This window comes from Pseudoalteromonas sp. McH1-7 (assembly GCF_013366255.1).
Taxonomy (GTDB): Bacteria; Pseudomonadota; Gammaproteobacteria; order Enterobacterales; family Alteromonadaceae; genus Pseudoalteromonas; species Pseudoalteromonas peptidolytica.
Genome location: NZ_JABWPQ010000003.1, coordinates 13,899 through 37,566 on the forward strand (window position 1 = coordinate 13,899; position 23,668 = coordinate 37,566).

Consider the following 23,668-nt stretch of genomic DNA (forward strand, 5'->3'; position numbering starts at 1 on the left):
GCATCAAATGCGTAATTTAATGAAGATAATAGATCTATTTTTTACGCATTACAACTAATAAGTGGATCTTTTTTGCGTCACAAATGATTTTACTTCGTAAAAAATAGCTCATATAATGAGGGACATGTATTATAACTAAAGAGGCAACGCATGGAACAAAGTCTCATGAGCCTAGCTGAGCGCGTAGAATATGCGATCAAGCCAGACAGCATTAGAGCTTTTGCGTTAAAAATTGATGTATCAGAAGGGACGCTGCGCAGAATATTAAAAGGCGAAGATCCAAAATTAAGTGTTATAGAGCGCATAGCAACGCAAGCTAATGTTGACCTAATGTGGTTGGTTACTGGCATACCGGTTGACTGCAAAACGCCATCTCCAGTCATTCAGCAACATATTTCTCTAGATGAATTCAATGAAGACTTCGTTATTGTCCCTGGGTATCACGTTTCTGTTAGTACAGGACATGGTGCATTTAACCAAAGTGCAGAAGTCGCACGTTATCTCGCATTTAGAAAAAAGTGGATTGAATTTAAAAATCTCGACAAGTCACAACTCGTCGTGGTGTTTGCCAAGGGCGACTCTATGGAGCCCACCATTCATAACAACAACACTATACTAGTTGATCTCTCAGATAAAAAGCTCAGTGAAGGGCTGATTTACGTGGTGCGACTTGGTGAAGAGCTTTATGCCAAACGCTTGCAACAAAACTTTGATGGCTCAGTGCGCTTGATTAGTGATAATAAAGAGTACAAAGAGCAAGTCGTGATGCCGAATGAATTAGAGCAATTGGAGATCCTCGGCAAAGTGGTATGGATTGGTAAAGATCTCATATAACGATAAGCGCTATGATGCTAAACCCTGAATACTTATTTTCATTCTTAATCGCCAGCACCGTGATTGCTGTTGCGCCAGGCCCCTCTAACGCATTTTTGATGGCGCAAACTTTTACTAATGGCCGTGCTGCTGGCATGCAAAGCGCATTGGGCTTTGCACTCGGTGGCGTGATCCACACCATTTTTGCTGTGGTAGGTTTGTCAGCACTACTAAAAGCCTCAGAAGCAGCCTATACCACAGTACAATATCTCGGCGCAGCTTACCTTGCTTATCTTGGTATCATAACGATTAAGGATACGTTAGGCCAAGCCCAGCCGGCCTGTGAGGATAAACCGCATGTAAGCACAAAAAAGCCTAAAAATGTAATGCTGCAAGCCATGATGACTGAAGTGTTAAATCCAAAGGTTGCACTTTTTTTTATCGCTTTTATTCCTCAGTTTGTCGATAGTAATTTAGCAACTTCAACCACGATGCAGTTGGCGATGTTTGGCTTACTTTATCCTATCTTAGCCTTTCCAATAGACTGTATGTATATCTATGGCGGCGATAAAATTGCAGGATATTTTCGACAACACCCAGCCGCGCCCATTTGGATTGATCGTATTTCAGGATTAATTTTTATTGCGCTAGCTGTCAACTTATTACGCTAATTGATGATACTTCTCGTTTTTAGGGGCTGTCATACCTATTAGCATTAATAGTTGCTCAATTTGAAGACGTAACACTGACGCTAACTGCGTTAAAAATTTCCTATTTAGAACAGCTAAATAGCAAAGTTTTCGCCTTGCCTACATCCATGTCGGCAAGGAAAGCTTTTTACCCCAAGTTCAGGTAAATACTAAGACACATTGATGGCCGTAAGCGTTACTTAAATATTTTATCCGCCCACTTAGTTAACCCTGCCGTCACACTGCCAAAGTTGTCACCGTTAACCATCTCAATATCACCAATTTGCTGCGCAAGGGTTGCTTTAAGCAATGGAGACTGCGCACTACCACCGGTTAAATAGATCACATCAGGCTTTGCGCCTGCTTGGCTTATCGCTTCTTTGGCAAGCGCTCCCATTTGCTCAAGATTTAACATCACGGCGTCAGCAAAATCTTGCTGTGTGATAGTTTGAGTTAAGTGTGCTCCAATAAAGCTCAGATCGGCGTTGAACTGCTCCTGCTCAGATAGCGCTATTTTGCCAAGCTCACCTTCGCGGACAACCTGATGGGTCAACTTATTTTGTTGAATGGTCAGTAAACGTGCCAATTTGTCCGGCTCGGCAACGTCACGAAGCATGCTTTTTAGTTCACGTGTTAGTTTATCGCTATAAAAATCTAGTTGTGACTGGATGTCATTAATTTTACATGCCTGCCAGTATAGTTGACTCGGCATTGGCAGGCCTGAATTCATCTTTGAACCTAGCCCGCATAGCGGCATTAACTGATGATAAGCAAGAGCAATATCTAAATCATTACCCCCTACACGCTTTCCGGTGTGTGCCAAAAAGTCCTGTTGTCGCTGGTCGTTGTCGCGATAGCTCGGCCCCATACGCACAAAAGAGCAGTCGCTAGTACCACCTCCAATATCGACAACTAACACCAACTTATCGCGCTCAAGGCGACTTTCATATTCAATTCCCGCAGCTAAAGGCTCAAACAAAAAATCTACCGCTTGAAATCCAGCCCGTTTGGCTGCTGTAGTTAAAATGCTGATAGCCTGCTGATTACTCTCTTCGCCTCCGACGGATTGAAAGTTAACCGGGCGACCGATAACTGTATCAGTAAGTGTTTGTTGTAATTGAGATTCGGCTCGCTGCTTAATCTCTAACATCATTGCCGTTGCGATGTCTTCAAAAAATGCAACTTGTTGTGGCTTGAGGCCAACAGCACCAAAAAAAGACTTGGGAGATTTAACGTAAAAGCCTTCTTCGGGAAATTCGATGTATTCGTTAATGGCCTGCTGGCCAAAAAATACGCCTGTCTCCTGCGAAGCAAGATCTAAATCACGTTTTGCCTGCTGAGCAACACTCAGTAAGCCTTGACGAGACTGAGCGTAGTCGGTATCCGTAATAACAGCGTGGCGGTGCACAAAAGCGGGGATAAGTGCATTGTGCATGGCATACATAGTTGAAGGTAGGTAATGTTTATCTTGCTCAAGACGCAGTAATTCTACTTCACCATTTTTCATGACGCCCATTGCGCAATTGGAGCTACCGTAATCAAACCCGACTTTCATTCTCTACCTCGAACAACTGAAAAGTCGCGAAGTGTACCATGATTGAGGTTATTGTCAGATGAATTTATTAGCGCTGATTGGGTTAATGTTACACTCTAATTCATCTTGTTGAAAAATAATACACAGCCCAGAAAACAGCGTCTGCGAAACAGAAAAGCATTTGACGAATCTCTATTAATTCCTATAATCGACAGCGCAAAACTTTCCATGATGGAAGGTCATAACATAAATAAGGATGAATATGTCTTTCTTTAAAAAAGCCCTTGGGGCTGTCGGTATTGGCGCAGCAAAAGTTGACACCGTACTGGATCATCATCAAGCCGCTCCTGGCGAAGAAATCTCTGGCATTGTAAAAATCATTGGTGGCAAAGTTGCACAAGAGATCAACAAAATAGATCTAAAAGTAATGTGTAATTACACCGTTGAAAAAGAAGACAGTGAAGGTGAGACAATAACGGTTACCAAATCGCATACTCTCGCTGCGTTTCATATAGATGAACAATTTACCATCGAACCTGGTGATGAAAAGCATATTCCATTTGCGCTCGATTTAGCAGAAGAGACTCCACTGACCGTAGGTCAGTCTAAGACGTGGATTGCAACCAACCTCGACATTGATATGGCACTTGATAAATCTGACCGCGACTATCTGCACATTGTGCCTTCTGAGCTACAACAAGCCGTAATCGATGCGATGGAAGCCCTTGGTTTTAAACTTTATGAGTCTGATTGTGAAGGTATTGATGAAGTATCCTTTTCACGTCTTCCATTTGTGCAGGAGTTGGAGTTTAAAACCATCACAGGCGATTTTCACGGTCGCTTTGATGAAGTCGAGATGGTCTTTTTTACCCGTGGCGAACAGCTAGAAGTTATTTTCGAAATGGATAGAAAAGCTCGAGGATTAAAAGGCTTTTTTGCTGAAGCCCTCGATCTTGATGAGTCTAAGTCAAGGCTATTAATAAGTGCAGAAGACATCGAAGCACTTGAAGACATCATCTACGACATGCTCGAGCAACATAGCTGAGCGAGTTGAGTAACAAGCAACCTCAGGTTAAATAGGCAGTAGTAATATCAATTTGACTTAATACTTGCTCAATTTAAAGGAGTAAATCTAACGCTAACTGCGTTAAAAATTTCTTATTTAGAACAACTAAATAGCAAAATTTTTGCCTGGTTATCGACAAGATTTTTTCGCCTCAAAATAGACCACTTAATTAAGAAAATTGGTATAACCTAATAACTACTGCTTTTTTGCCATATTAACAACAATACTTATAACAATAGAGTCTGTATGACGATAGGTTTTACGGTAATGCCATGCGCTTGTCATAATCAGCTGCTTAATTGGACAATATTGATGTTAGGAGTATAAGTTAAGAAAACCCTCTCTCTGACTTATTGTTACAATTTAGGGCTTGGTATTATAAAGCTTAATAGTTGACTTAAAGGCAATAAGGCAGCACATTAACACGAATGGTCAAGGTAGATTAGGTGACATGAATGTCCAACTTTAAAATTTGGCAATTAGTTAGCCTGCTGTGTGTAATGAGCTTTCTGCTAGGCTGTGAATCAAAAGAAGAGCGCCTCCAGCAAACCATCACACATACACTTCAAGACGCCTCAACAGCGATTAATACGTTGGGTACTGCGCTTGATAAAAAGCAGCTAAGAAATGCCAACCTATTGACTGAGTATGGCAAAGTACTCGCTCAGCAAAAACCTCAACTTAGTGAAATTGCTAAAATCATCGCACAAGATGCAACGAGCAGTGGCACACTTTATCAGAGTTTATTGACTCGTTATCAATCCCTTAAATCTCCAGCTCCAACAATGAGCAGCGACGATATCATTAACCAAGCAATACTGTTAAAAGAGGCAGCCTCAATTAGTCTGTTTAATGATGCACTAACCGATCCTATCAATGTGTTAGCGGATATGTCTGATGGTAAATTAGCCCGTGTCGGTGCTATCAGCCAACAGGCAGAACACATAACAAACAATGGTCAGGCAGCGGTGGGTAACCAGCTTGTCGGTAATGCAAACTATGGTGAATGGCAAACTGACTCAAATGGAACAAGCTTTTGGGTGTGGTATGGTGTTTATCGCATGCTTGGCGACATTGTCGGCGACGTCGAATATGGCCGCTGGAGTAAACATCGAAGATATAGCTATTACAGCGACTATGGTCGCCACAGATATACCAGCTATAAGAGCTACAAACGCCAAACTGAATTAGTAAAACGCACTAAGCAGTCCTATCAACGCCAAGGCAAACAATTTACTAGTCCTTATGCGAAGAAAAAAGCTGGCGCATCAGGGCTAAGCCGAAGCAGTAATACCCCTTCGTCGGTTACGCGAAGCAGCTATTCAAGAGCTTCCAGTTCAGGCTCAATTCGCAATAGCTCAAGTAGAACCTCCCGCGGCGTAAGCCGGGGCAAATAGCGCATATATAGCGGAGTTAACACATGTATCAATTTAACGGATTAACAGCTTGGACTTTTCAAGCATTGCTAATAGATATGGCGGTGATCGCCGCGCTATTTGTTAGCTTAAAATATATTAAAGGCTTGGTGTCTAACCTCCACGCCAACGACGAGATCACAGAAAGAGACAATTTTGCTTTTGGCTTGAGCTTTGCAGCTGGGTTAACTGGTTTAGCTATCGTTATCTCAGGCATAACCAGTGGCGCATTTGCCAGTTCACTTGCTCAAGAAGCGATTCAAATGGCAGGTTATGGCATCGTGGGGATCGTACTGATTAAACTTGGTCACTTTTTTCAAGACAAAGTTGCGCTGCGAAAGGTCGACCTACATGATGAGATCATCAAAGGTAACGTCACAGCTGCACTTATCGACTTTGGCCATGTGGTAAGTGTTGCCATTGTGATACGCTCAGCCTTGTTATGGGTGCTTACTGAGGGATGGTATGGCTTACCCATCGTCGTTGCCGCTTTTGTTATCGGGAACATCTGTATGCTATTGGTAACTCAGTATCGTGTACAACTATTCAAACGCACCAACAAGAGTGGCGACTGCTTACAGCAGGCAATTAAAGACAACAATGTTGCTGTGGGGATCCGTTACGCTGGCTTTTTAATCGGCTCTGCTTTGGCGCTTACCGCAGCTTCGGGTATCGCTCCTTATGTTGCCGACGATATCAATGCTAGCCTGCTATATTGGAGCCTTTGTGCCCTTGGCAGTGTGCTGCTTTTTATTGTTCTACACTTGGTGATGATCAAAATCATCCTTGCTGGCAAAGATATTTCTGATGAAGTAAATAGACAAAAGAATGTTGGTGTTGCAGCCATTTCAGCGGCACTCTCTTTTGCGATTGGCTTAACGATGGCAAGTTTGCTAGGTGCCTAACTCTTGAGCGAAACAGCACCACAAACTTCAACAAAGGTGGCCGGCAACTGGTCGTTGCTCGGTCACGACACATTACTTATCGGCGTAATGGCTATTTTGGCTGGTTGCGGCCTTATTTACGAATACTTACTCTCCCACTATGCTGGACGCGTTTTAGGCTCTGTCGAAAGTGCAATTTATGCAATGATAGGCACCATGATTGTTGCCATGGGTATTGGCGCTTTCTTAGCTCGTTGGTTCAAGGATCCTTTTACAGCCTTTGCTTGGCTTGAAAGCTTAATCGCACTGCTGGGAATGAGTAGTATTTTGATCATTGCCAGCGTCATCGCGCTCACCTACACGCTGCCCCATACATTATCTAGTATCTACAGCTTGCCGACAGACAGCCTGCTTGATGGCATGCCGTTTGAGCAACTACAAGACTTTGCACGATTTCTTCCCTATGTATTTGGATTAATCTTAGGTATTTTTATCGGCATGGAAATTCCACTGATAGCGAGGATCCGTCAGCAAGTATATGGCCGTTTTCTTGAAAATAACGCTGGTACTATTTATGGCGCAGACTACATCGGGGCAGGCGTTGGTGCAGCGATATGGGTGACCATTATGCTGGCACTGCCAATCATGCAAGCCGCGGCATGGACAGCACTTTTCAATATTATTGCTGGATTGATTTTTTTATGGCGCTATCAAGCCCATGTAAAGCTATCTAAACTACTTTTTGTCTGTCATTTTCTGTTACTAGGGATCTTTTTTATCATCTTAAATAATGGCTCTATTTGGATGAAAGATCTAAGCAATGTCTTGTACAAAGACAAAGTCATTTACTCAGAAGCAACCAAGTATCAGCATGTTGTCATTACCGAGCGTTTGAGTCGCACACAGCCGACTCCCATTAATGACTTATTCCTAAATGGCCGACTGCAATTTTCGTCTGTGGATGAGCAAATCTACCATACCATGCTCGTCTACCCTGCCATGCTTGCTTCAAATCGTCGTGAAAATGTCTTGATCATTGGCGGTGGCGACGGGCTCGCATTACGCGATGTATTAGAATGGCCCGTAAAAAGTGCCACCTTGATAGATTTGGATGGGCAATTACTGTCGCTATTTGGCTTGGCGGATCAACCGTTTCCTCAAAAACCAGAGATCACAGCCAAACTGACTACATTAAACAAGGGGGCGTTAAACGATCCGCGAGCTACTGTTATTGTTGCAGACGCATTTTTAGAAGTTGAAAAAATGCTCGATCAAGGGCGGCAGTTTGACACTATCATTATTGATTTACCCGATCCAAACCACCCTGATTTGAACAAATTGTACAGCGACTATTTTTACAACCATGTGCGTCAGTTACTCGCACCAGACGGCGCCTTGGCAATTCAATCAACTTCACCCTACCATGCTAAAAAAGCTTTTATTAGTATCGCTAAAACCGTAAAGCATGCAGGCTTCACCCATGTGGAACAATATCAGCAAAATATTCCCTCATTTGGCCAGTGGGGTTGGACAATTGCAACTAGAGCAGGACAACCAGCAAGTGAAAGAATTCGCACTGTCACGACGTTGCCTGTGGCAAGTAATTGGATCAATAAAAATTATTTATTATCTACTTTTGCATTTCCAAATCACTTTTTTGATGACGCAAAAGATATAGAAGTCAATCAGTTAGGGACGGGAAAGCTCTATGATTATTATCGCCAAGCATGGCAAACTGAAGATGAGTTGTACAAAAATTAACGCGCGACCATTGACATAATATGTCTTACGTGCAAATCTTAACTCAGACATAATATGTCAATACGAAAAGGTAAATGAAGATGGAATTAAATGAACTATCAATCAAATTAGCATCATTTGAAACTGAAGGTGCTAACTTCGAATCATTCCTAATCGCTAATGAGGGCGAGCAGGATGTATTGCAAGTGATTGTTGACGGAAATGACGAATTACCGATTTTTGTAACTCAGACTGAAGAGCAACTAGTGTGTATTAGTTACTTATTCAACGAAAATGAAGTGAAACCTGAGTTGCTCAACGAGTTAAATGAAGCATTATTAAAACTCAATGTGCCTATTCCTCTGAGTGCGTTTGCTAAAATTGATGAGCAGTATGCAATATTTGGTGCTCTAGCTGTTTCCTCCTCAATTGATGAAATCACGCACGAACTTGTCACCTTAGCAGATAATGCCATTGAAGCTTTAGATGCTGTGACTATGTATTTGAATGATTAGTATTGGAGTTGTGAAATGAGTATTTTAAAGAAATTATTTACCGCGGTTCGTGGTGGCGCGAGAGAAGTTGGTGAATCAATTGTTGATGCAAACGGCATCCGTATTTTCGAACAAGAGATTGCAGATGCCAAAAACGCGTTAGCCAAAGCAAAGAAAAGCCTTACTGAAGTGATGGCTAAAGAAATGCAAACTAAGCGCAAACTCGCATCGCTTGAAGACAGCATCATTGAACATGAAAACTACGCAGGTGAAGCACTAGAAAAGGGTAATGAAGCGCTTGCGGTTGAAATAGCAGAAAAAATCAGCGAATTTGAAGATGAGCGTGCAGAGCACCAACAAGTGCTAGATGGCTTTAGTAAACATGTAATCTTATTGAAGCAACAAATTAAAGAAGCCGAAAAGTCAATAAAGGAAAATCAACGCCAACTGACTATGGTTAAAACCACAGACAGCGTTCAAAAAGCGACCATGGCAGTGAACAGCACACTAAACACCAATGAGTCATCAATGGTAAATGCCCGTCAATCTCTTGAGCGTATCAAGCAGCGCCAACAAGATAGACAAGACCAACTTGCCGCAGCGAAAGAGCTAGAAGCAGCTGCCAGTGGTGCTGATTTAAAAGCAAAAATGGCTGAAGCTGGAATTGGCTCTACGCCAAAGAGCAACGATATTCTTGAGCGCATTAGAGCGAAGCAAAACAAGTAAACTTGCTATTTTTTAAGAAGGGAGGCCTAGCCTCCTTTTTATCATTTTTGATAACCCTATAGGTGCATCATGTTTGGTTTCTTTAAATCTAAAAAAACACCTGAGCGACAACTTGATCATGCCAAAGATCTAAAAGTTGGAGACATGCTCACTATCATTGATTCATTTGCATACCCAAGTTGGCTAAAAGGCAAAACACTCAAAGTGATTGGGGTGCAAACATACCAATATGAACGAAGTGCCGAATACGAATTTGTGCTTGAAAGTGATTCAGGCAAGGTTACTTTTTTACAGATAGAACAAAGCGATGGTGAAGAGTATGCCAACTTCTCAATCAAGATCCAACGAGAAGAGGTCGACGCGATTTTCAGTCTTGATGAGTTCGCACGGATTTTTGATGAAGAGTCGCTGACTCAGATTAATACCCAAGCCACACCTGAGCCGTTGGAGCGATTTTTAGGAAAAAGTTATCAGCAAAGTGAAGCTCCCTATGTTTGCTATTTTTATGACAGCGATTATCGTGACCGCGCCTTACCACGCTATCAAGATGAAAGTGGTGAAGCCTGTGAAGTCATAGAGCTTATTTCAAGCGATGAAAAATATGCTATCAACATCGAAGTCTGGGATGGTGGTGAAACGGATGTATCACTGACCATGTGCCGACCACTTAGCGATATTATAGATTTGTTTCCTGGAGCCAACTCGTGACTGACAGAGAGAGTAAGTGGAAACGTCAGGAAGTTGCATTAAGGGCCACACAGATGGCCTTTGACTTAACCACTGAAGTGCAAAAAAGTATCAAAAAACAAGCAATAGATGAAGAGCTAACCCCATCGGATATGATAAGGAAGATCCTCGGTTTAGAAGTAAAATCTAAAAAAACGAGGCAACGGTTATCTTTCAATCTAACTGATGACGAAATCATGCTATTAGCTAAACGCTTTGATGTCGACCCTACCGATAAACGGGCCGTGAAGCAGCAAGTGGCCAGCATACTATTGAGTCGCTACACACAGAGCAAAACCAAGTAACTTGAGCTTTAGCGCTAACGGTGTTGGGCTCAGTGTCAATTCACCGCTGTTGGTGCATAACCTCGCCTTGCCTACATGATGCAGGTAAATCGCATTCCCCATTCAGACCTCAGATTAAATAATGATTCGCGGCGCTTTTTATCAAATGCCCCAAAGAAAATAAGCCAGCTGTCTCATTTCCACGTCTAAACCTTAAATTGGCAACGACTTTATCTCTGTTACTCTTTTTGACACATATCTATCCAATTTTAATACTTTACGATCAGGTTCAGACTAAAGTCTAAGACGTACCTATATTTTCTTAGTTAGATTAGAGTGTGCTGGGCTAGATAATCGGAGCTTCAGATAATCAATGCCTTTCTAGCAGCCAGCAAAACAACAATACACATGTAAAGGACATTATAATGAAATCAATCAATTTAACTGCAGCCGCCCTTGCGGTAGGCCTTGGTATGAGTCAGGCACAAGCCATCACTTGTGATGGTATCAATACTTACCCTGACTGGCCACAAACAAACTGGCAAGGAGCCCCAACTCATGCCAATACCAATGATAAAATGCAACATCAAAATAAACTCTATCAAGCCAACTGGTGGACGCAGTCAGAGCCAGGAACCAGCTCGGCATGGCAATACTTAGGGCGTTGTGATAGCAATACTCGGATCACGCCTTTTGAACGTCATGGACAGCTTTCAGTTTGTGATACTGGGCTTTGTAACGAGCGCCAAGAAAAAATTCAGTTACGCGGTATGAGTAGTCATGGACTGCAATGGTATGGACTGGGAAAATGCTTAACAGATCTATCATTCGACACACTTGCTGTTGACTGGCAAGCGGATATTATTCGCCTAAGCATGTACGTGCAAGAAGGCGGATATGCTACGAATCCAGAGAAGTTCACGGATGAAATGAATAAACTGATTGATATGGCCAGTCAACGTGGCTTGTATGTATTAGTAGACTGGCACCAACTTACACCTGGCGATCCAAACGCTAACCTTGAGCTTGCAAAGCGATTTTTCACCGATATAGTGACAGCAAACAAACACCGTAAAAATATCATCTATGATATCGCGAACGAACCTAATAACGTCACATGGACTGCGGTACGTGAATATAGCGAACAGATTATTCCTGTGATCCGTGCCATTCAATCAGATGCTATCGTACTTGTTGGCACTCATGGCTGGGCAACCTTTGGTCATTCTAGCGGCGGCAGTGTTGAAGATGTGCTCAATGATCCGGTTCCATTCAATAACATCATGTATACCTTTCACTTTTACGCAGCATCACACCAAGACAGTTATCGCTCAGTCCTTGATAAGGCGTCAGATCTGCTGCCTGTATTTGTTAGTGAGTGGGGCGCACAAAACTATGACGGCGATGGTTCCAATGACCGAATTAGTACGCAAAAGTATATCGATCTGATGAAGCGCAAAAAGATCAGTTGGACCAACTGGAATTATTCTGATGACTTTCGCAGCGGCGCTATTTGGAAAAGAAATACGTGTGCCAATCAAAACTTCGTGGATAGTCAACTAAAAGAGTCAGGTGTCTGGCTTAAAGACTGGATTGGTGAAGGTAGATAATTGCCGCATTAAGTAACTCAGGTATACGCAGTGCTATGCGTATACCTTTATGATTGTAACCTTATTACTCTACCGCTAATAACTCGACTTCAAACACCAATAATGAACCGGGTTCGATTTTACCTGCAGCACGGTCACCATAGCCTAAATCAGGGCTAATCCAAAAGCGATATTTATCCCCTTCTGTCATAAGCTGCACCCCTTCTGTCCACCCTGGGATCACTTGATTAAGTCCAAAGCTAATTGGTTGGTCACGCAAAACAGAACTGTCAAATACGGAGCCATCAAGTAAGGTGCCATGATAGTGCACTTTCACTTTGCTCGTTGCACTGGGTTGTTTGCCGCCTTCGGTTTGCGTAATGATTTCGTACTGAAGACCTGAGTCAGTTTTATGTACTTCAGCACGTTTCTCATTCTCTTTTAAAAAGTCTATGGCTTGAACCCGATTAAGCTGGGCAAGTTGCTTTTGCTTTTGGCCACCTCGAAAAAACATTACCGCAATGACCAACGCTATAATAACAAGGATAATATTAGTTGTTGTCATGGCTTTCTTCTCCTTTGTCATCATCGCCGTTTACCACTTTTGCAATACGCTCTAGCTTCGCCATTGCAACCGCATTGATACTGTCTTCAGGATAGCCCTCTTCACTCAGCTCTCCTGCGGCTTTATTCATTAACAAACTAAGCGCTTCATCCACAGTAGCTACGGCATACACATGGAATAAGCCTTTTTCCACAGCGGCAATCACTTGGTCGTCTAATACTAAATTCACTGTATTTGACTCAGGAATGATAACCCCTTGCTTACCGGTTAGGCCGCGCATTTTGCAGAGTTTAAAAAAGCCCTCGATTTTTTCGTTGACACCACCAATAGCTTGCACTTCACCGTGTTGGTTAATAGACCCAGTTAGCGCCAGAGATTGATCGACCGGTAATTGCGTCACCGCCGATAGCAGCGCACAAAGTTCAGCAAGGGATGCACTATCACCATCGATAAAACCATAGTTTTGCTCAATGGCAATGTTTGCACTAAGCGTTAAACTAAAATCTTGCGCGTATTTATTACCTAGATACCCCGTCAGTAACATTACCCCTTTTGAGTGAATTGATTTACCTAAATCTACCTCACGTTCAACATCAATAACACCATCTGCACCAGCGTATACCGTAGACGTAATACGAGCGGGAGTACCAAATGCGGTATCGCCAATATGCAGTACAGTTAGCCCGTTAACCTTACCGATAGCCGTACCTTGGGTTGCAATTAACGTATGTCCTTCTTGAATATCACTGAGCATATTTTCACTCAACTGACCTGTACGATACTCTTTTCCAGCTATCGCCTCATCAATATGATTGGCAGCTATCTGATTGACATCGTCTTGTTTAGCATAAAAACTCGCTTCAGCCACCAGCTCTAAAACATCGGCAAAACGTGCAGAGAGCTTGCTATGATGCTCCGCTTGACGATAACTAAACTTGAGCATTCGTGCCAACGCCGAAGAACTCAGTTCAATCTTCAAAGTCTCATTACAATACTCCATCACTTTAGTGATGAATTGGTACTGCATTTTATCTGAACTCGGTAAATAGTAATCAAAGTCAGCCAATACTCTAAATAGCTCTGCAAACTCTTCATCGTATTCACCTATGGTGTAATACAAATCTCGCGAGCCAAGCAGGATTATTTTTACATCTAATGGTATCAACTGCGGCTTTAAGGTAAAGCTGCTACCAACAGAGTTATCTTGATATGGTAAATCATTTTTAATTTGATGGGTTTTTAGCGAGAGCTTGAGGCCATCCCATACTTGCGCGTTGGCCAACACTTTTTCCGCGTCCATGATCAAATAGCCACCATTAGCGCGATGTAAGGCACCAGCCTGTATAGAGCGATAGCTGGTGATCAGGTTACCCTGAGACGTTGCGTACTCTACCTTGCCAAAGATATTGCCAAAGGTAGGGTTTGGCTCGTATACAACAGGAGCAGGATCGTCTTCTTTAAATTCAACCAAAATATTGGGGGCAAAAAAGTCTGTTAGCATCCCTTTTGAATCAAAGTCATCTTTATTTTCATCATTACTACTGTCGTCATCTAACCAGTCTAGTACCGCGTCGACAATTTCAACTTTGAGATCTTTGAGATAACGCAGCACACCGATGTGTGCGGCATACTTGTGCTCAAGGGCTTTTAAAAGTGGCTTGGTCGCCATTTCAATGGTGGTCTTTTTAAGATTACGCAAGCGCTCTGAAGATTCACGCTTCCACCTTGGCAACTCAATAAGAGATTCAATTAACGCATCTTCTAACGTTTCTATCGCTGTCAAGAAATGCGCTTGAACGTGCTCATCTAGTGCCGAAAACTCTGTATCGCTGAGTTGCTTACCCTCGACCACAGGCGCAAAGCCCACTGTACCTGTGTCTTCAATCAGTGCCACGCTCATATTGGTAGCTTGCTGCTCAACAGCAGTGATCGCAGCATCGTATTTTTGCTCAAACTCTTTATCTAATGACTTTTTCTTGCGTTGATAACCTGGATTGTCAAAAGCGGCTGGAAAAGTATCTAAGATTTCATCAATAAATGCGTCTATATCAGCTTCAAGCTGCTTACTCTCACCTGCTTGCATAAATAGTGCAATTGGCTCGCGGTGGTCGTCGTAATTATTAACGTACAACCACTCCTTAGGCGTTGGCTTTGTTTTACTGTGCGCTTCTAATTTATCTTTTACCATAGTAAACCGGCCTAATGCCGCCTCACCCATCACATAGACATTATAACCTGGTAACTCCATACCCAGAGCAAAGTCTAATGCGGTTTGAGCGCGCTGTTGGCCAATAAAAGGAAGTGCCTCTGGATACGGATTTTGGATACAATTTTCAATGTGATTCAACGAAACCGATGGTGCAAGCTGGCTTGCCTGTAATGATTTTTCAGACGACAATTTGGATTTGGTCATTCTAACTTCTTTGTATTGTTCGCATACGTTGGTCTGCTCAGTTCAGGGCAACCAAGCTAAGCGCCTACTTTTTAGGGCGCTAATGCTTTTCTAGTATATTCCCCATGCCCACATTCACTGCACGCTGGGATCTTGATGGCATAATAAACATCTAATTTATAGCCACAATTCTTACACACTAATTGTCCCAATGCTATCCATTCGCCCTCTTTATAAATGCCTTGATGCTCAAAATCTTTTAAAAGGGCAGACCACTCAAGCTGCGTTCTATCTTCTAATTGAGATATTTCGAATAAGATATTGGCTTTGAGCTCACTCCAAGCCGCTTCATCATAGAAGGATTTGTTTTCAAGCAAATGTTCTAGGTCACGCTTTAAATAGTAGCTGTAATCATCAAAGGTCTGCTTGGTGTAATCTTTTAATGCCCGTTGCACCTCCCAAAACCGCTTGGATAAGTCATCCACCTCGTGTTCTTTTACATCTTTTAGCCAATCAGAGAATTGATCTAACCATTTTTGATAATCCGCCATTACTGCGCTCCTGTTTTTGCCTTTCACTTAAGTGTAGACCAGATATATCAAGCACTGTATCGTCTATTAGCCCCTCCAGCAGGGCAAGCAATATATTGGTAGCTTATGAACGTAGGCGGTTGTAATTAATCATCTTAATCAGTGGTCTATTTTAAAGCGAGAAAACCCTGTCGATAACACCGCTGCCGCCTCCTGCTCATGCCGATTTAGCTGTTCAAAATAAGAAGTTTTTAGTGCAGTTAGTGTCAGATTTACTCCTTCAAATTGAACCGGTATCAAGGCTAGTTGGTATGATGTTAAGCTTACGTTTTAAAGACCTTCACTAAGGCTTGTAACTTAGAGGCTAACGCCTTCATGTCATCAGAGTATATTTGTACCTGCTGAATTTTAGACATGCCCCCCTGCCCTGCTGTAACGGCTTCATTTATATTTTTACTTAACGCTTCAGCAACCGTACTTTGCTCCGATACAGCGGATGAAATATGGCTAGACATATGCGTTATCGACTCAACAGAGCCTGTTATACTCACCAATGACTCGCTTGCTAAATTAGCAGCCGACATACTTTCAGTGCCTTTCCCTTTACTCTTTTCCATTACCGCAACCGCTGATTGGGAACCGTGTTGTAACTGATTTATTGTATCGTGGATTTCGGCCGTACTGGATTGGGTGCGGCTAGCCAAAGAGCGCACTTCATCTGCAACCACCGCAAACCCTCGCCCCTGCTCGCCCGCTCTTGCAGCTTCTATCGCAGCATTGAGCGCCAGCAAATTAGTTTGTTCTGCAATCGATTGAATCACATCTAAAACTGAAACAATGCCCTGGACACTAGACTCCAGTGAACTTATTACGGTTGCAGCTTCGTCAAGTTGCTCGACAAGCTCTTCAATCGCATGAATCGATTGCTGAAAAGCCTCTCTTACCTTATTAGCTTCGGTATTTGCAGTCTCGGCGGACTCAAGAGTTAATTTTGCATTATTTTCAATCTCCAATGCAGAAGAGGCCATTTGCGTAATTGCGGTCGCTATCTGATCCGTTTCTGCTTGCTGTGACGTCAAAAAGTCAACGCCTTCGGAACTCACACTGTTGATGTTTTCCGATACAACAAAAGAATCATCAACCGACTTTTTAACATGGTTTATCAACTCGGCAATTTTGTGTTCAAATTCATTAAAGGATGAAGCCAGTCGGCCAATTTCGTCATCGCGTTTTACGACTATCTGTTGCGTTAAATCCCCCTCACCGCTGGCGATTGTCGCCATTTTTTCAGCCACTTCATTCAACGGTGAGACAACCAATCGTTGAAAAATGAACGACAGCACGGCAACAAGAATGGCTGCCAGTAATAAGACCTTTATAATCGAACTAAAGGCAAGCCCTCGTAACGCATCATCAATAGAGTTTGAGTCAACGTAGACAGTGAGCCAGCCGACTTCATTCTCGCTACCGCCATCATCAAATATCAGTTTGCTTTTCAACACACCGGCCGTTTCTGTACCTTCAGTTTGCGCAAATGTTGCGCCTTCCATATCGCTCACAACAACTTTGGAAATTTTGTCAGACTTTGCCTCTGCCTCTATAAACTTTTTAACTTGCTGCTCTTGAAAGTTCCAAACGGCGTTAGGCAATGCTAAGCCCATTCTCTCTTGCGCTAACGCAACATCAGTATCCAGTTTTTGTTTCAGAACCATACTTTGATTCACATAATCATATACTCCGAATAACAGCAAAACCGTTCCCATTGAAAGCAAGGTTGTCAGGATAAGACGGAACAATATTGATCGAGTCAAAGTAAGCCTCCTAGTTTAAAAACTTAGCCATAATACTCTGCACATCTATTTTCTTTAGGCCAGAGTTATAGATTTGCTGCCACTTTTTACCCTGTTCATCATTTCTAAATGCAATATATAGCTGCTTCTCTTGTAACAAGGTGGCATTCATTTCCACCGCGTCTTTAAAGCGTGCCAATGAGCTGTCTGTTTGCAGCAAATAGCGCAACACATTGGCATCAATCACCGCTGCTGGGATCCGTTTCGCCCCCACTTTTTTGACATTCAATACATCTGACGGCACGGCTTCACCTACAATCGCACCACTGGCTATCATGGCATCTAGCTCTTGTGTATTCACATAATCTTGTACAACGCCTATCTTCATTCCCTTAAGGTCATTTACTCCAGTAAAACTAATTGGCGCGCTTTTGTTTTGTACTAACCCAAGCGGCCCCGAACCCATTGGCTCAGAAAACACAAACTCTTGGGTGTCATAATAATACTCAGGAAAATAGCCGACGTATTTAGAGCCGGACGAGGAAGCCGTTTTAACCGCTCTCGACCATGGAAAAAACTCCACCTCCAACGTGTGTCCTTCAGCCGCAAATGCCGCTTTTGCAACGGCCACCGATGCCCCCTGCTCTTGTAGAGATTTATCTGAATAGGGTGGCCATGATAATGATGTCAGATAGACTGTTTCTGCGGTAGCAAGCCAAGACAAAGTAACGGCAAAGAATCCGATAATTAGCTTCATATTTCATCCCTCAGAAATTAAATGTTCTAGATACGGTCGCCAAAATAGTTGAATCACCCTGTGTATCGAGGTCGGTATCTTCATACCCTAACGACAAGTTCCACCCTTCAATGGCGTAATTAAACGTAGCCCGCCAATGGAGATAATCATCCCCAGACTCCCACTGCCATTTATCTTCATCGTGACTCATTGAGTAATCCACGCCGACACCAAACGATAAGCGCTCTGTTAACGGAAAGTCATGAGTAAGCATCACAATACTGTGCCCGGCTCCTGTTCCAAAGTAGTCCCAAGCATGCCAAAAGTTTAAATTCGTATTGCCGTAGTTAAATTTAGCGTACGCCTCTGCATAATTATAATCATCGCTAATGTCGCCACCATGATAGGTATATTGGGCAATACCTATATCTATATTAATTGACGAAGTTAACGCGGTGTAATAGCCAACGTAGCCGTCAAACTCGATATCTGTATCATCACCAAAATCAACGTTAGAAGCCCATACACCTGCGTACAAGCCAGAGTCACCAGCCCAATCAAAGCTCGCTTGAAGCGCAGGGTCTTCACCTGTTTGACTTACCCCGTTAAAGAGATAGTCAGATACTAATGTTACGGTGGATGAAGTCGCAGCAGATACGCTAAAACAGGTAAACAGAGATGAGCACAGCAATAGTTTTTTCATATTTCCTCGCACAAAGAGCAATAAAAAATATTTAAATTAATGCTAGTACAGTTTTTTGTGATGTAAAATTTTTACAATTTCTGCCCTGTTCGAGTGAGCGTCGTTATATCCATTGCTGTAACGGTATAGTGGATAAAAATTAAGGTATTTTGGTGCTGTGATTGCAGGCTAAATTCGGGTATGCTATCGGGCAATTTTCTATTAAATTTGCCAGATGTTTGGAAACCTAGATGCAAGAGCAATATAACCCGCAAGATATCGAAGCCAAAGTACAGTCGTACTGGGAAGAAAACAACACCTTCAAAGTTGTCGAAGACGAAAGTAAAGAGAAGTACTACTGCCTCTCAATGTTCCCATACCCAAGTGGCCGCCTCCACATGGGTCACGTACGTAACTACACCATTGGTGATGTGGTTTCTCGTTTCCAACGCCTTCAAGGCAAAAACGTAATGCAGCCTATGGGTTGGGATGCGTTTGGCTTACCAGCTGAAAATGCGGCAATCAAAAATAACACTGCACCAGCTAAATGGACGTATGAGAATATCGATTACATGCGTAACCAGCTAAAACAGCTTGGCTTTGGTTATGATTGGGATCGTGAAATTGCCACTTGTCACCCAGAATATTATAAATGGGAGCAGTGGTTCTTCACTAAGCTTTATGAGAAAGGCTTGGTGTACAAGAAAATGTCGACAGTAAACTGGGATCCAGTAGACCAAACTGTACTGGCTAACGAGCAAGTTATTGATGGTCGTGGCTGGCGCTCTGGTGCCATTGTTGAGCAAAAAGAAATTCCACAATGGTTCATTAAAATTACTGACTATGCTCAAGAGTTACTTGACGACTTAGACAAGCTTGAGCATTGGCCTGAGCAGGTTAAGACGATGCAGCGCAACTGGATCGGTCGCTCAGAAGGCGTCGAAATCGACTTTAAACGCGCTGATAATAACGAAAGCTTCACGGTATACACCACTCGCCCTGATACATTTATGGGTGTGACTTACGTCGCTGTTGCAGCAGGCCACCCTATCGCTCAGGAAGCTGCGAAAAACAGTGATGCAATTTCTCGCTTTGTTGAAGAATGCAAAAACACCAAGATTGCTGAAGCAGATATGGCAACAATGGAGAAAAAAGGCATCGCGACAGGCTTTACCGCTATTCACCCACTCACAGGGCAAGAAGTACCTATTTGGGTTGCTAACTTTGTCTTGATGGATTATGGTTCAGGCGCAGTCATGGCGGTTCCAGGCCACGACCAACGTGACTATGAGTTTGCAACCGCTTACGGTCTTGAGATCAAGCAAGTAATTCAGCCACTAGCAGGCGCTGAAGCAGAAGCAAACCTAGCAGAAGCAGCGTTTACTGAAAAAGGCACGCTAATAAACTCCGGTGAGTTTGATGGCTTAGATTTCGAAGCTGCTTTTAATGCTATTGCAACTAAGTTAGAAGCACTAGGTGTTGGTAAACGTAAAGTCAACTTCCGCCTTCGTGATTGGGGTGTGAGTCGTCAGCGTTATTGGGGTTCTCCTATCCCGATGTTAAACAAAGAAGATGGTTCTGAGCTTGCAGCACCGGCTGATATGCTACCTGTTCGTCTACCTGAAGACGTGGTGATGAACGGCGTAACATCTCCAATTAAAGCAGATCCTGAATGGGCAAAAGCCACTGTAAATGGCGAAGCGGTATTCCACGAAACTGACACCTTTGATACCTTTATGGAATCGTCTTGGTATTATGCACGTTACTGTAGTCCGCGCTACGATGAGGGCATGCTTGAGCCTGGCGCTGCAAACTACTGGTTACCAGTCAACCAATACATTGGTGGTATCGAGCACGCTATTTTACATCTACTGTACGCACGCTTCTTCCACAAACTACTGCGTGACTTCGGGTTAGTAAACTCAGATGAGCCATTTGAGCGCCTTCTGTGTCAAGGTATGGTACTTGCCGATACTTACTATCGTAAGGACGAAAAAGGTGGAGACGTATGGATTTCACCAACTGACGTATTAACTGAGACTGACGACAAAGGCCGCATCACTAAAGCGTGGCATAAAGAAGACGGCGAGCCAGTATTCTCAGCAGGCATGAGCAAAATGTCTAAGTCGAAGAACAATGGTATTGACCCGCAAACGGTTATCAAACAATACGGCGCTGACACGGTTCGCTTATTCATGATGTTTACGGCACCACCTGAGCAAACACTAGAATGGTCTGACTCAGGCGTTGAAGGTGCACATCGCTTCCTTCGTCGTATTTGGAAATACGCGGTTGACGTAAAGCAAGCAGGTACTGCCGAGCTTGATTTAAGCAAACTAAATGCAGCGCAAAAGACGCTACGTCGCGACATCCACAAAGCCATTGCAAAAGTGACCGACGATATTGAGCGTCGTCAAACGTTTAATACGGCAATTGCGGCGGTGATGGAGCTTTCAAATAAGCTTATCAAAGCGCCACTTAATGATGAGCAGGACATTGCACTAGCAAACGAAGCACTAGAAGCTATGGTGATCATGCTTGCGCCTATCACACCGCACATGTGTCACGAGCTGTGGACTGAGCTTGGCAAAGCTGGTGATATTCTTGATGCGGCATGGCCCATCGTCGACCAAAGCGCACTAGTTGAAGATGAAAAGCTTATCGTGGTGCAAGTAAACGGTAAACTTCGCTCTAAAATCACCGTAGCGGCAGACGCAACACAAGAGCAAGTTGAAGCCATTGCATTTAGTGAAGAAAACGTTACTAAGTTTACCGACGGTAAGACCATCCGCAAGGTGATCTACGTCCCAGGTAAACTACTTAATGTGGTTGCAAACTAATATGCGTAGCCTGTTTTGGCAATTCAGTAAGCTAGCAATTTTGCTAGCTTGCTTCTTCGTAGCCAGCTGTGGTTTTCACCTCAAGCAAGCTTCTTATCTGCCTGATGACTTGAAAGAGATCACGTTAAGCGCGGATGATAAACGTTCAGCCTTGTTTGAACAACTTCACAATGACTTGGTGCGCGCGCAAGTCTCTTTAACACCCAAAGACTCAAAGCAAGCCGCCGAGTTATACTTATATGCCGATGCACTCGAACGTCAAACACTGAGCTTGTTTAAAAATGGCCAAGTTGCGCAATACGAATTAGCCTATCGCGTTTCATATCGTTTAAGTCGACCTGGACAAGCGCCTGTAGAGCAAATGTTTGAGTTGTATCGTAATTATCAAGATGACCCTGATAACGCACTGGCAAAAGCCAAAGAACTTGAGCTTATTTTGACTGAAATGCGCCGCATTGCGAGTCAACGGATCATCAGAGAGTTGTCACAGCTGTAATGCGTTGTTATGCCAATCAACTATCCGGTTCTTTAGCAAAAGGGCTCGCTCCTTTTTACTTAGTTTTTGGCGAAGAACCCTTCCAGCAAGGTGAGTGTGTACTTGCTATTCGAAACGCCGCGAAACAGCAAGGCTTTGATGAAGTTATTAAATTTTCATTGTTGCCCGGGTTCGACTGGCAAGAATTGAGTGCACAGTACAACAGTATGTCACTGTTTAGCGCTCGTACCTTGATTGAGTTCGATTTCAATGAGCAAAAAGTCCCAACTCAGGGGGTCGCAGTACTAAAATCACTTGCAGAACAGGTTAACCCTGACGTCATTGTGATTTTTAAAGGACTGAGTGCAGGACAAGATATCCAACGCACAGCTTGGTTCAAAGCAATAGAAGCAAAGGGTTTGTTTGTACCTTGCTATGCGCTGACTGGTCGACATTTAGAGCGCTGGTTTGACGATGAGTGTAAGCGTTTAAAACTCACCATATCCCCACAAGCAAAGCGTGCTCTGCTAGTTGCAACTGAAGGCAACCTGCTTGCGACCCATCAAGAACTTGAAAAGCTTTCACTACTATTTGGTAAAAGTTCTGTTGACGAACAACAAATATTAAGCGGCCTGTTGAATCAATCTAAATTCGATATTTTTGATTTAAATACGGGGCTGCTAAACGGTAACTCAAAACAAATCATCAAGGTACTAAATAAGCTTGCAAGCGACAATGTAGAGCCTGCTAGCATTTTGTGGACACTACAAAATCAGGCTCGCACTTTATTAGGGGTTAAATCGCTTTGGCAAGCAGGTACAGCACTGCCAGAAGCCTTTAAAAAGTACAATGTGTGGAAAAATCAACAAGCACTTACGCAACGTGCGTTAGATAGGCTAACGATTGAGCAAATTAAGCAACTATTGAGCTTGATGGCCGATTTCGATAGCGCTTATAAAGAAGCAAGGATCACAGCTCCGTACCAAGCGCTTGCTCACATAGCACTGGCTTTTGCGACACCACTTATCATACCCTTGCCAATCAGTCAGAGCGAACATCTATGATAGCACTCTTTGGTGGCACCTTTGATCCGCCTCATTTAGGCCACCTAAATATGGCTGCTCGTTGTATTGATGCGCTGGGCCTTAACCAATTAAAACTGCTCCCTTGTGCTATTCCCGTACACAAACAGCGTCCTAAAATCAGTGATGAACACCGCCTGTCTATGCTTGCTAAAGTTATTTCTGGTCATGAGAAAATGACTATCGATACACGTGAGCTGTTACGCCAAGGGCCTTCATATACGTTATTAACATTGCGTGAGCTTCGCGCAGAGCACCCAAAGGCGGCGATTACCTTTTTAATGGGGATGGATTCGTTCAACAACTTACATACTTGGTTTGAGTGGCGTGAAATTACTACACTGTGCCATCTGGTCGTTTATCAGCGTCCCGGTGAAACATGTGCGCCAAGTGCCGAGGTTGCAGCCTATTTAACCAAGGCAACTACCACGGACACAAGTAAGTTACACACAACTCTTGCTGGCCATTGCTACTTCCTCTCTGGAGAGCAAAAAGACATTGCTTCAAGCACGGTAAGAGCGGCAATTTCACAACAAAACGTCGCATATTTGGAACAATGGCTACCAAACTCGGTCATAGACTACATAAATAGCCATGGCTTGTATGCTGATTAAGC

Annotated in this window: 22 protein-coding genes; 15 read left to right on the forward strand and 7 right to left on the reverse strand. The window is 43.2% G+C overall.

Annotated features, from left to right (window positions below; genetic code table 11):
* Nucleotides 1–150: 150 nt before the first annotated feature.
* Together HUZ36_RS02665 and HUZ36_RS02670 are read left to right on the forward strand one after the other, a co-directional pair.
* Entirely contained in the window at nucleotides 151–834 is a 684-nt protein-coding gene (locus HUZ36_RS02665; RefSeq protein ID WP_128732617.1) for an XRE family transcriptional regulator, read from the forward strand.
* Between the two features lie 14 nt (nucleotides 835–848).
* Nucleotides 849–1,484 (forward strand): LysE family translocator, encoded by a 636-nt coding sequence (locus HUZ36_RS02670; RefSeq protein ID WP_176032023.1) that lies wholly within the window; start codon nucleotides 849–851, stop codon nucleotides 1,482–1,484.
* A gap of 214 nt (nucleotides 1,485–1,698) precedes the next feature.
* On the opposite strand, the gene yegD is transcribed toward HUZ36_RS02670, so the two are convergent.
* Nucleotides 1,699–3,057: a molecular chaperone gene (yegD, locus tag HUZ36_RS02675; RefSeq protein ID WP_128732616.1), complete on the reverse strand. Its 1,359-nt coding sequence runs from the start codon at nucleotides 3,055–3,057 to the stop codon at nucleotides 1,699–1,701.
* 241 nt (nucleotides 3,058–3,298) lie between these two features.
* Between yegD and HUZ36_RS02680 the strand changes: the two genes are divergently transcribed.
* The 9 genes from HUZ36_RS02680 (at nucleotide 3,299) to HUZ36_RS02720 (ending at nucleotide 11,981) form a co-directional block, all read left to right on the forward strand.
* On the forward strand, nucleotides 3,299–4,081 hold the full coding sequence (locus tag HUZ36_RS02680) for a sporulation protein (RefSeq protein ID WP_176031921.1): 783 nt from the start codon (nucleotides 3,299–3,301) through the stop codon (nucleotides 4,079–4,081).
* 476 nt (nucleotides 4,082–4,557) lie between these two features.
* A complete protein-coding gene (locus tag HUZ36_RS02685; RefSeq protein WP_128729774.1) occupies nucleotides 4,558–5,499 on the forward strand; it encodes a CHAD domain-containing protein in 942 nt (313 codons plus the stop codon).
* A 23-nt stretch (nucleotides 5,500–5,522) separates the two neighbouring features.
* On the forward strand, nucleotides 5,523–6,422 hold the full coding sequence (locus HUZ36_RS02690; RefSeq protein WP_176031922.1) for a DUF350 domain-containing protein: 900 nt from the start codon (nucleotides 5,523–5,525) through the stop codon (nucleotides 6,420–6,422).
* Nucleotides 6,423–6,509: 87 nt separating this feature from the next.
* Nucleotides 6,510–8,162, forward strand: a complete 1,653-nt coding sequence (locus tag HUZ36_RS02695) for a polyamine aminopropyltransferase (protein WP_241651549.1) — start codon at nucleotides 6,510–6,512, stop codon at nucleotides 8,160–8,162.
* Nucleotides 8,163–8,242: 80 nt separating this feature from the next.
* Nucleotides 8,243–8,656: a DUF2170 family protein gene (locus HUZ36_RS02700; RefSeq protein WP_125250865.1), complete on the forward strand. Its 414-nt coding sequence runs from the start codon at nucleotides 8,243–8,245 to the stop codon at nucleotides 8,654–8,656.
* A 15-nt stretch (nucleotides 8,657–8,671) separates the two neighbouring features.
* Nucleotides 8,672–9,361 carry a PspA/IM30 family protein gene (locus tag HUZ36_RS02705; RefSeq protein ID WP_125250866.1) on the forward strand — a complete coding sequence of 230 codons (690 nt, stop codon included), beginning with the start codon at nucleotides 8,672–8,674 and terminating at the stop codon, nucleotides 9,359–9,361.
* Between the two features lie 69 nt (nucleotides 9,362–9,430).
* Nucleotides 9,431–10,069 carry a DUF4178 domain-containing protein gene (locus tag HUZ36_RS02710; protein ID WP_176031923.1) on the forward strand — a complete coding sequence of 213 codons (639 nt, stop codon included), beginning with the start codon at nucleotides 9,431–9,433 and terminating at the stop codon, nucleotides 10,067–10,069.
* Complete coding sequence (locus HUZ36_RS02715) at nucleotides 10,066–10,392, forward strand: hypothetical protein (RefSeq protein WP_125250868.1); 327 nt, start codon at nucleotides 10,066–10,068, stop codon at nucleotides 10,390–10,392. Before HUZ36_RS02710 ends, HUZ36_RS02715 begins: the two co-directional genes overlap by 4 nt.
* A gap of 404 nt (nucleotides 10,393–10,796) precedes the next feature.
* A complete protein-coding gene (locus tag HUZ36_RS02720; RefSeq protein ID WP_176031924.1) occupies nucleotides 10,797–11,981 on the forward strand; it encodes a cellulase family glycosylhydrolase in 1,185 nt (394 codons plus the stop codon).
* A gap of 64 nt (nucleotides 11,982–12,045) precedes the next feature.
* On the opposite strand, the gene HUZ36_RS02725 is transcribed toward HUZ36_RS02720, so the two are convergent.
* The 6 genes from HUZ36_RS02725 to HUZ36_RS02750 all read right to left on the reverse strand — a co-directional run bounded on the left by HUZ36_RS02725 (nucleotide 12,046) and on the right by HUZ36_RS02750 (nucleotide 18,676).
* Entirely contained in the window at nucleotides 12,046–12,525 is a 480-nt protein-coding gene (locus HUZ36_RS02725) for an FKBP-type peptidyl-prolyl cis-trans isomerase (RefSeq protein ID WP_147389336.1), read from the reverse strand.
* On the reverse strand, nucleotides 12,512–14,938 hold the full coding sequence (locus HUZ36_RS02730) for a Lon protease family protein (protein WP_176031925.1): 2,427 nt from the start codon (nucleotides 14,936–14,938) through the stop codon (nucleotides 12,512–12,514). Before HUZ36_RS02730 ends, HUZ36_RS02725 begins: the two co-directional genes overlap by 14 nt.
* Nucleotides 14,939–15,009: 71 nt before the next feature.
* Nucleotides 15,010–15,468: a zinc ribbon-containing protein gene (locus HUZ36_RS02735; protein ID WP_125250872.1), complete on the reverse strand. Its 459-nt coding sequence runs from the start codon at nucleotides 15,466–15,468 to the stop codon at nucleotides 15,010–15,012.
* Between the two features lie 302 nt (nucleotides 15,469–15,770).
* Complete coding sequence (locus HUZ36_RS02740) at nucleotides 15,771–17,258, reverse strand: methyl-accepting chemotaxis protein (RefSeq protein ID WP_176031926.1); 1,488 nt, start codon at nucleotides 17,256–17,258, stop codon at nucleotides 15,771–15,773.
* Nucleotides 17,259–17,268: 10 nt separating this feature from the next.
* A complete protein-coding gene (locus HUZ36_RS02745) occupies nucleotides 17,269–17,994 on the reverse strand; it encodes a substrate-binding periplasmic protein (RefSeq protein ID WP_176031927.1) in 726 nt (241 codons plus the stop codon).
* Between the two features lie 10 nt (nucleotides 17,995–18,004).
* Nucleotides 18,005–18,676, reverse strand: a complete 672-nt coding sequence (locus HUZ36_RS02750; RefSeq protein WP_176031928.1) for a TorF family putative porin — start codon at nucleotides 18,674–18,676, stop codon at nucleotides 18,005–18,007.
* Between the two features lie 230 nt (nucleotides 18,677–18,906).
* On the opposite strand from HUZ36_RS02750, the gene leuS reads away from it, so the two are divergent.
* Genes leuS through nadD form a run of 4 tightly spaced genes read left to right on the forward strand, consistent with a single transcriptional unit; the run spans nucleotide 18,907 to nucleotide 23,666 of the window.
* Nucleotides 18,907–21,495: a leucine--tRNA ligase gene (gene leuS / locus HUZ36_RS02755; RefSeq protein ID WP_147389339.1), complete on the forward strand. Its 2,589-nt coding sequence runs from the start codon at nucleotides 18,907–18,909 to the stop codon at nucleotides 21,493–21,495.
* Entirely contained in the window at nucleotides 21,479–21,991 is a 513-nt protein-coding gene (locus tag HUZ36_RS02760) for an LPS-assembly lipoprotein LptE (protein WP_176031929.1), read from the forward strand. The genes leuS and HUZ36_RS02760 overlap by 17 nt, the downstream gene beginning before the upstream one ends.
* Nucleotides 21,991–23,034, forward strand: a complete 1,044-nt coding sequence (holA, locus tag HUZ36_RS02765; RefSeq protein ID WP_176031930.1) for a DNA polymerase III subunit delta — start codon at nucleotides 21,991–21,993, stop codon at nucleotides 23,032–23,034. The genes HUZ36_RS02760 and holA overlap by 1 nt, the downstream gene beginning before the upstream one ends.
* Nucleotides 23,031–23,666, forward strand: a complete 636-nt coding sequence (gene nadD, locus HUZ36_RS02770) for a nicotinate-nucleotide adenylyltransferase (RefSeq protein ID WP_128729764.1) — start codon at nucleotides 23,031–23,033, stop codon at nucleotides 23,664–23,666. Before holA ends, nadD begins: the two co-directional genes overlap by 4 nt.
* Nucleotides 23,667–23,668 lie beyond the last annotated feature (2 nt).